8 protein-coding genes are annotated in these 8,225 nt (G+C 70.1%); 3 read left to right on the top strand and 5 right to left on the bottom strand.

What is annotated here, in order from left to right; all coding sequences use genetic code 11:
• On the bottom strand, nt 1–169 hold a 169-nt coding region (locus tag NB3_RS35590), incomplete at its 3' end, for a DUF5319 family protein (protein ID WP_169810695.1).
• A 224-nt stretch (nt 170–393) separates the two neighbouring features.
• On the opposite strand from NB3_RS35590, the gene guaB reads away from it, so the two are divergent.
• Both guaB and NB3_RS16675 read left to right on the top strand, forming a co-directional pair.
• Nucleotides 394–1,938 (top strand): IMP dehydrogenase, encoded by a 1,545-nt coding sequence (gene guaB / locus NB3_RS16680; protein WP_084486298.1) that lies wholly within the window; start codon nt 394–396, stop codon nt 1,936–1,938.
• 288 nt (nt 1,939–2,226) lie between these two features.
• Nucleotides 2,227–3,390, top strand: a complete 1,164-nt coding sequence (locus tag NB3_RS16675) for a GuaB3 family IMP dehydrogenase-related protein (protein ID WP_067803614.1) — start codon at nt 2,227–2,229, stop codon at nt 3,388–3,390.
• A gap of 108 nt (nt 3,391–3,498) precedes the next feature.
• Here NB3_RS16675 and NB3_RS16670 read toward each other — a convergent pair whose 3' ends face one another.
• Complete coding sequence (locus NB3_RS16670) at nt 3,499–4,299, bottom strand: alpha/beta fold hydrolase (RefSeq protein ID WP_067803699.1); 801 nt, start codon at nt 4,297–4,299, stop codon at nt 3,499–3,501.
• A gap of 119 nt (nt 4,300–4,418) precedes the next feature.
• On the opposite strand from NB3_RS16670, the gene guaA reads away from it, so the two are divergent.
• Entirely contained in the window at nt 4,419–5,993 is a 1,575-nt protein-coding gene (guaA, locus tag NB3_RS16665) for a glutamine-hydrolyzing GMP synthase (protein WP_067803611.1), read from the top strand.
• A gap of 54 nt (nt 5,994–6,047) precedes the next feature.
• Here guaA and NB3_RS36585 read toward each other — a convergent pair whose 3' ends face one another.
• The 3 genes from NB3_RS36585 to NB3_RS16655 form a co-directional block, all read right to left on the bottom strand.
• Nucleotides 6,048–6,179, bottom strand: coding sequence for a hypothetical protein (locus NB3_RS36585; RefSeq protein WP_280516585.1), 132 nt, complete (start codon nt 6,177–6,179; stop codon nt 6,048–6,050).
• A 107-nt stretch (nt 6,180–6,286) separates the two neighbouring features.
• Nucleotides 6,287–6,505, bottom strand: a complete 219-nt coding sequence (locus NB3_RS16660; RefSeq protein WP_067803608.1) for a hypothetical protein — start codon at nt 6,503–6,505, stop codon at nt 6,287–6,289.
• On the bottom strand, nt 6,498–8,210 hold the full coding sequence (locus tag NB3_RS16655) for a PspC domain-containing protein (protein ID WP_084486297.1): 1,713 nt from the start codon (nt 8,208–8,210) through the stop codon (nt 6,498–6,500). Before NB3_RS16655 ends, NB3_RS16660 begins: the two co-directional genes overlap by 8 nt.
• Between the last annotated feature and the right edge of the window lie 15 nt (nt 8,211–8,225).

The following is an 8,225-nucleotide window of genomic DNA, read 5'->3' as shown; positions in this document are numbered from 1 at the left end:
CCAGCAGTGCCTCGTACACCGCGAGGTCGGCGAGATCCTCCTCGACCGCAAGGCGCTCGTGGGGATCCAGCGGTTCGCCGGGCTCGATGGCATCGAGCGCGGCGGACGGGTCGGAGGGGTCTCCGGCGAACGGATCCGGCGGCAAGCCAGGTGGTAGATGGTCACGCACATCCCCACGGTACGCAGAACAGGGTGGTCTGCGCCAGCGATGCGGCCTGCCAGTTTCGGTGGTGGGCTCACTTCGTCGGCGAGTTCACCGGACAGATACCATGGAGCACAGGCTACGGCGGGTACCGATCGCACCGCCGCCGAACCACGTCCATCCCATCAGCCGTCACGGCGCCGGTACCACCGGCGCCGGTCGCTATCGACGTCCAGGAGGGGTCGATCCGAATGAGTAATCCCGTACCGGGCGAACGAATCGCAGTCCGCCCTCCTACGGGTGGCGACGATCCGAACAAGATCGCCATGCTCGGCCTCACATTCGACGATGTGCTGTTGCTGCCTGCCGCCTCGGATCTCATCCCCAGCTCCGTGGAGACCTCCAGCCTGCTGACCAGGGAGATCCGCCTGCGCACCCCCCTGGTCAGCTCGGCCATGGACACGGTGACCGAGGCGCGGATGGCCATCGCGATGGCGCGCGCGGGCGGCATGGGCGTGTTGCACCGCAACCTCTCGACCGCCGACCAGGCTTCCCAGGTGGAGACGGTCAAGCGTTCCGAGGCGGGAATGGTCACCGATCCGGTGACCTGCCGTCCGACCGACACCCTCGCCGAGGTCGACGCCATGTGCGCCAGGTTCCGCATCTCGGGTCTTCCCGTGGTGGACGAGACCGGTGCGCTTGTGGGCATCATCACCAATCGGGACATGCGTTTCGAGGTGGATCAGAACCGGCGCGTCGCCGACGTGATGACGAAGGCGCCCCTGATCACCGCGCAGGAGGGCGTCACCGCTGAGGCGGCGCTCGGACTGCTGCGCAGGCACAAGGTGGAGAAGCTGCCGATCGTCGACGGCAACGGGCGCCTGCGCGGCCTGATCACCGTCAAGGACTTCGTCAAGACCGACCAGTACCCCAACGCCACCAAGGACCGTGACGGCCGTCTGCTGGTCGGCGCCGCGGTCGGTGTCGGCGAGGACTCCTGGTCGCGGGCCATGACGCTGGCCGACGCGGGCGTGGACGTGCTCGTGGTGGACACCGCGCACGGCCATCAGGTGCAGGTGCTGCAGATGGTGACCAAGGTCAAGGCCGAGGTCGGCGACCGGATCCAGGTGGTCGGCGGCAACGTGGCCACCCGCCAGGGTGCGGCCGCGCTCGTAGAAGCGGGCGCCGACGCGGTCAAGGTGGGTGTCGGTCCCGGCTCGATCTGCACCACCCGCGTGGTCGCCGGCGTCGGCGCGCCGCAGATCACCGCGATTCTGGAGGCGGTCGCCGCGTGCAAGCCCGCGGGTATCCCGGTGATCGCCGACGGCGGCATCCAGTTCTCCGGCGACATCGCCAAGGCCATCGCGGCGGGCGCGTCCACCGTGATGCTCGGCTCGCTGCTCGCTGGCACCGCCGAGTCGCCCGGCGAGCTGATCCTGGTCGGCGGCAAACAGTTCAAGAGCTATCGCGGCATGGGCTCGCTGGGCGCCATGCAGGGCCGCGGCCAGGCGAAGTCGTTCTCCAAGGACCGCTACTTCCAGGACGACGTGCTGGCCGAGGACAAGCTGGTCCCCGAGGGCATCGAGGGCAGGGTGCCGTTCCGCGGCCCGGTCAATCAGGTGATCCACCAGCTGGTCGGCGGCCTGCGCGCGGCCATGGGCTACACCGGCTCGCAGTCGATCGCGCATCTGCAGGAAGCGCAGTTCGTGCAGATCACCGCGGCGGGCCTGAAGGAGAGCCACCCGCACGACATCACCATGACTGTCGAGGCCCCTAACTACACCGGACGGGCTTAGCCCACTAGGTTCATGTACGGGACCAACCGGTCCGTGCATGATGGAGTTCGCCCACCGGCTGTGGCGGTGTGCGACTGCGGTGGGTCGGCGCTTTGTGCTGCCCACCAGCCCCCACAAGTAACCACTGGCGGCGCGAGTCTTACGAGCGCCCGTTCGCGGCCCGGCTCGCGTTCCAGCGGTCGAAGCGCATGCGCCGCAGGCGCGAGTCTCGGCCGCTGGAACGCGAGCCATAAAAGGGCCGCGAACACGCAGCGCCGTAGGCGCTGCCAAAAATTAAGGAGAATTCGCGTGCGCGACATGGTGGAGATCGGCATGGGCCGGACCGCCCGGCGTACCTATGAGCTGGACGACGTCGACATCGTCCCCTCGCGCCGGACCCGCTCGTCGAAGCAAGTGTCGCTGTCCTGGCAGCTGGACGCCTACCGCTTCGAAATCCCGTTTCTCGCGCATCCCACCGACGCCTTGGTGTCGCCGGAGTTCGCGATCGAGCTCGGCCGCCTCGGCGGGCTCGGCGTGATCAACGGCGAGGGACTGTGGGCGCGGCACGCGGATGTCGGCGCGAAGATCGACCAGCTGCTCGAGCTGGTCGGCAAGGGCGGCTACGAGCGCGCCGTGGCGCTGCTGCAGGAGTTGCACGCCGCGCCGATGCAGCCGGATCTGCTCGCCGCCGCGGTGGCGCAGGTCCGCGCCGCCGGCGTCACCGTCGCGGTGCGGGTGAGCCCGCAGAACGCGCGCACGCTCACCCCGGCGCTGGTGCAGGCGGGTATCGACCTGCTCGTGGTGCACGGCACGATCATCTCCGCCGAGCACGTCGGCGACGGTGAGCCGCTGAACCTCAAGACCTTCATCGCCGAGCTGGACGTGCCCGTGGTCGCCGGCGGCGTGAGCGATCACCGCACCGCGCTGCACCTGATGCGCACCGGCGCCGCGGGCGTGATCGTCGGCTACGGCTCCTACCCCGGCGCGACCACCACCGGCGAGGTGCTCGGCATCGGCGTGCCGATGGCCACCGCGATCGCGGACGCCGCCGCCGCCCGCCGCGACTACCTGGACGAGACCGGCGGCCGCTACGTGCACGTCATCGCGGACGGTGACATCGCCACCTCGGGGCAATTGGCCAAGGCGATCGCGTGCGGCGCCGACGCGGCCATGCTCGGCGTTCCGCTGGCCGTGGCCGCGGAGGCGCCCGGCCGGGGCTGGTACTGGCCGTCGGCGGCCGCGCACCCTTCGGTGCCGCGCGGGTCGATGCTGCACGTCGACGATCCGTGGGATCTCGGTGGCGAGCCGGTCGGCGACACGGTGCGCCCCAGCCTGGAGCGGGTGCTCTTCGGCCCGTCCGACGATCCGTTCGGTTCGCTGAATCTCGTCGGCGGCCTGCGTCGTTCGATGGCGAAGGCCGGGTACTCGGATCTGAAGGAATTCCAGAAGGTCGGCCTGAGCGTCCGCGCCTGAAGGTGGGCCTGAGCCCGCCGACGCGCCCTCCCCACCACCCGGCGATCACCGGAGAAGCGAGTCTTACGAACACGCAGCGCCGCAGGCGCTGCAAATCAGACACAACGTTCAGTGCACGCGGGTCGGTTTCGTCCGTGCGCGCAGGAACTGCTGGATGGCGTGGTTCACCGGCTCGGGGTGGGTCATCGTCACCGCAAGGCGGGCCTCGGCGATTTCGATGAACGTGGCGCCGGACAGGCCGCGGGCCAGTTCCTGGGCGCGCTTGCGGTCCATGCCGCTGTGCGTCGGGTGGATCACCAAAGCGGGACAGGAGATTTCGCGGAGGCGATCCAGCACCGAGTCGCGGCTGAGCAGGCAGCCCGCCGCCACCTCGATGCCGCGGCGGTCGCGCACCAGCCAGCGTTGGGTCCAGATCGAGCGGTACCACTCGTCGTCGCCGATCAGCCAGGAGGCCAGCTGGTGCACGGCGCGTTTCCTGGAGCCGTCGTCGTACCACTCTTCGAGGAACTTCTGCGTGGCGGTGGACTGCGCCGGGGTCGGACCGTGCGCTTCGGTGCTGATCAGGATCAGCGCGGAGACGCGCTCCGGCGCGATCAACGCGGTGCGCAGCGCGGTGAAACCCCCCTGCGCGGTGCCGCCGACGACGGCCTGATCGGCGCCGAGATGATCGAGGACGGTCAGCGCGTCCCTGGCCGCGGTCCAATAGGTGAAGGGTAGGCCCTCGTCCCTGGTGCGGCCGTGGCCGCGGGCATCCCAGGACACGATCCGGAATTCCGGTGCGAGCGCGGCCATTTGGGCGGCGAACATGGTGTGGTCCATGAGGAACTCGTGCGCCAGCAGTACCACCGGGCCGTCCCCGCCGCTGTCCTCGTAGTGGATGTCGGCATCGATCGCGCGGGCGAAGGGCACGAGCAGAAGGATAACCAGCGAGCCCGGCCGCGGGTGACGATTCGGGCGGTCGGGCTCGTCTCCCACGCCGGCCGCTGTGCCGATGATTCGCTCGTTTCCCCGCTCACTAAACTGGGCGAGTGGCACAAACCCAGAGACCGGTCCTCGTCGTCGACTTCGGAGCACAGTACGCCCAGCTGATCGCGCGGCGGGTGCGCGAGTCGAGCGTGTACTCGGAGGTGGTTCCGCACACCGCGACGGTGGAGGAGATCGCCGCCAAGCATCCGCTCGCGGTGATCCTGTCCGGCGGCCCGGCCAGCGTGTACGCCGAGGGCGCGCCGCGGCTGGATCCGCGGTTGTTCGATCTGGGGTTGCCGGTCTTCGGCATCTGCTACGGCTTCCAGGCGATGGCCCAGGCGCTGGGCGGCACGGTCGCGCACACCGGCACCCGGGAGTACGGGCGGACCGAGCTCAACATCGACGGCGGTTTGCTGCACGGCGGCCTGCCGACCATCCAGCCGGTGTGGATGAGCCACGGCGACGCGGTCACCGACGCGCCGGACGGCTTCGAGGTCACCGGCACCACCGCGGGCGCGCCGGTCGCCGCCTTCGAGGATCGCGCCCGCAGGCTGGCCGGTGTGCAATACCACCCGGAGGTGCTGCATTCGCCACACGGGCAGCAGGTGCTGAGCCGGTTCCTGCACGAACTCGCCGGCATCCCGTCCACTTGGACTCCGGCGAACATCGCCGATTCGCTGATCGCCTCGGTGCGCGAGCAGATCGGTGACGGGCACGCGATCTGCGGACTGTCCGGTGGGGTGGACAGCGCGGTCGCCGCCGCCTTGGTGCAGCGTGCCATCGGTGACCGGCTGACGTGTGTGTTCGTCGACCACGGCCTGCTGCGGGCGGGGGAGCGCGAGCAGGTGCAGCAGGATTTCGTCGCCGCGACCGGCGCCAAGCTGGTGACCGTCGACGCGGTGGACAAATTCCTCGGCGAGCTGAAGGGCGTGACCGATCCCGAGGAGAAGCGCAAGACCATCGGGCGTGAGTTCATCCGCTCCTTCGAGGACGCGGTGGGCGAGGTGGTGCTCGAGCACGGCGAGGCCGACGGCGCGACGCCGAAGGTCGAGTTCCTGGTGCAGGGCACGCTCTACCCGGATGTCGTCGAGTCCGGCGGCGGCAGCGGCACCGCGAACATCAAGAGCCATCACAATGTCGGCGGCCTGCCCGACGACCTGGAGTTCGAACTCGTCGAGCCGCTGCGGTTGCTGTTCAAGGACGAGGTCCGCGCGGTCGGCCGCGAACTCGGGTTGCCCGAGGAGATCGTGGCCCGTCAGCCGTTCCCCGGCCCCGGTCTCGCCATCCGGATCGTCGGCGAGGTCACCGCCGACCGGCTGGAGACGCTGCGCCGGGCCGACGCCATCGCCCGCGAGGAACTGACGGCGGCCGGTCTGGACCGGCAGATCTGGCAGTGCCCGGTCGTGTTGCTCGCGGAGGTCCGCAGCGTCGGCGTGCAGGGCGACGGCCGTACCTACGGACACCCGATCGTGTTGCGTCCGGTGTCCAGCGAGGACGCCATGACCGCCGACTGGACCCGGTTGCCCTACGAGGTGCTGGAGCGCATCTCCACCCGGATCACCAACGAGGTGGCGGAGGTCAACCGCGTGGTCCTGGACGTGACCAGCAAGCCGCCGGGCACCATCGAGTGGGAGTGAGCGCCCGGCCGCGCAAACGGTAGGGCCCTTGCCGCGTTCTCGGCTCCGCGGAGATCAGCGGGGGCGGTGGAAGGCGCTGTGCAGAATCAGGTGGCCCAGGAGCGTGCCGTTCGTGACGGGGCGAGGCTCCGGCGGCGTGGCCGGTGCGGTCGGCGGCGCCGGATCGGCGGGGTCGTCGGGTTTCATCGGGTTCTCCTGTCCGTATGACGAGGGGTCTCGGCTGGTCCGGCAGCGGTGGCGTGGGGATGAACGCGGGAACGGCCCGTCCGGGTGGGACGGGCCGTTCGGCGTGTTCAGGATCGTTTGCGCGGGGAGATCACCAGCACGATGCCGATGACGATCGCGGCGAGCACGACGATCCAACCGATCGGGATCATGCTGGTCGCTGGCACGGACGCCGGACCGGCGAACGCCCACACACTGATCGCGAGGGAGAGCAGTCCCGCGATCAGCAGCGAGGCGGCGGGGCCGCGCCGGGAACCGGTGCGCTTGTCGTTGTCGGTCTCAGCCACGTTGCACCTCCACGTTTCCGGCGCGGACGTCGACGTTCAGATCGAGCACCGGCGCGCCGGGCGTATTCGGACCGCTGATGCCTTCGGCGCAGACCGCTTCGCCCATGGTGGCGGTGCATCGGGCGCGGACGGTCATGTCCGCGGGCAGCAGGACGCGGGCTTCGCCCATCCGGACGTCGATGTCGACGGTGCGGTTCTCGGTCAGTCTCACCGAACGCAGGTCGAGCGTGCCGGAACCCATGGTCACCTTATAGTTGCTGGCCAGATCCGCCGCGGAGGCAGGCGCCCAGGTGTGGTCGCCCATCGCGCCCTGATCGAACTCGAGCGGACCGACCGCCGAAGCGAACAGCACGAATCCGGCGAGCGGAGCGGTGAGCACCAGCAAGCCGTAGCCGCGCCGCAGGAACGCGCCGAGCACCAGACCGAAACCGATCACGGCCAGCGCCGCCGCGGCGATGCGGGCCGGGGTCATCCACTCGACGCCAGAGGCCGCGGCCGCACCCGCTCCCGCCGCCGCGAGAATGGCCGAGCCGATCACCACCGGCGTCAGCCGGGAGCGCGGACGCTTCTCCTGCGGGGCGACGACGGTGCGGGCGGGGGGAGGTTCCGGCAGATCCCAGGCGAGCGGAGCGACGCCGAGCGGATCCCAGGACGGTGGGGTCGGGCCGCCGATGATCGCGGGGTGAGCGGAGACGGGGCGAGGCGGGCTCGGAGCGCGACCGGGCGCCGGAACGTCTTTGCCGAGTGGGACCGGAACGTCGGACGGTGACGTTCTCACGTCCGGTGTGCTCCCCGGCGAATCGGCTCTGTCGGTGCGAGCCGTGTCCGATCCGGCTGGGGCGACCGTATCGGCGAGACCGATCCGGCCGCTGTCGATCGCAGTCGGACCCTCTCGATCGCCGACCGGGGCGGGTGAGGCGCTGCTGATCGCCACTGGTTCTTCTCCACCGGCGACTGTGGCGGGCGGATCGGTGCGGCCGCCGATCGGAGCTTCCGGCTCTTTTTCAGCGGGCACGGCCGCCTTGTCCAGCACGACGGTGGCGTCATCGGTCGCGGGCTTGCGCAGCGGAACCGTCGCGCCGTCCGCGGGCGTCTCCGGGATATAGGTATCCGGCAGTTTCGTGTACGGCGTGTACACGGCGGTCGGCGGCATGTACAGGTCGCCGACCGTCCGGGTCGCCCCCTGCGGGAAGACCGCGCCGGGGTAGCCGGTGGCGTTGATCCCGGTCTCCGGAGCGAAGCCGCCGAACGCTTCGGTGGTGCCCGGTGGCGGGTTGGGCGTGCGCAGGTGCAGCATCCACCAACCCGCCAGCATCAGGGCGAAGCTGATCAGGCCGGAGCCGCCGAGACCGACGCCGACCGGGCCCATCGTGCTGACCGCGATGGCCAGCGCCACGATCAACACGATGGTCTTGGTCTGCGACTGCGAGCTGTGGCCCTTGCCGACCAGCGACTCGGCCGCGGAGGCCTGGTCGCCCGCCGCGCTGAGCAGCAGCCAGGCCAGCAGGTAGAGCACGATGCCCGCGCCGCCGAAGATCGTCGAGACGACGAACGCGACGCGAACCAGCACCGGATCGATCTCGTAGCGGCGCGCGAACCCCGCCGCGACGCCCGCGATCGGCCCCTGCTGCGGCAATCGGACCGGCCGGGTCTGCCATATCTGCTGGACCTGGTCGCCGAAGCTCGTTTTCGTCATGTTTCCCATGGTGTGCCGATCACG

Source organism: Nocardia beijingensis NBRC 16342 (assembly GCF_001612785.1).
GTDB classification, from domain to species: Bacteria; Actinomycetota; Actinomycetes; order Mycobacteriales; family Mycobacteriaceae; genus Nocardia; species Nocardia beijingensis.
This window is presented reverse-complemented; position numbering and strand designations above follow the sequence as displayed.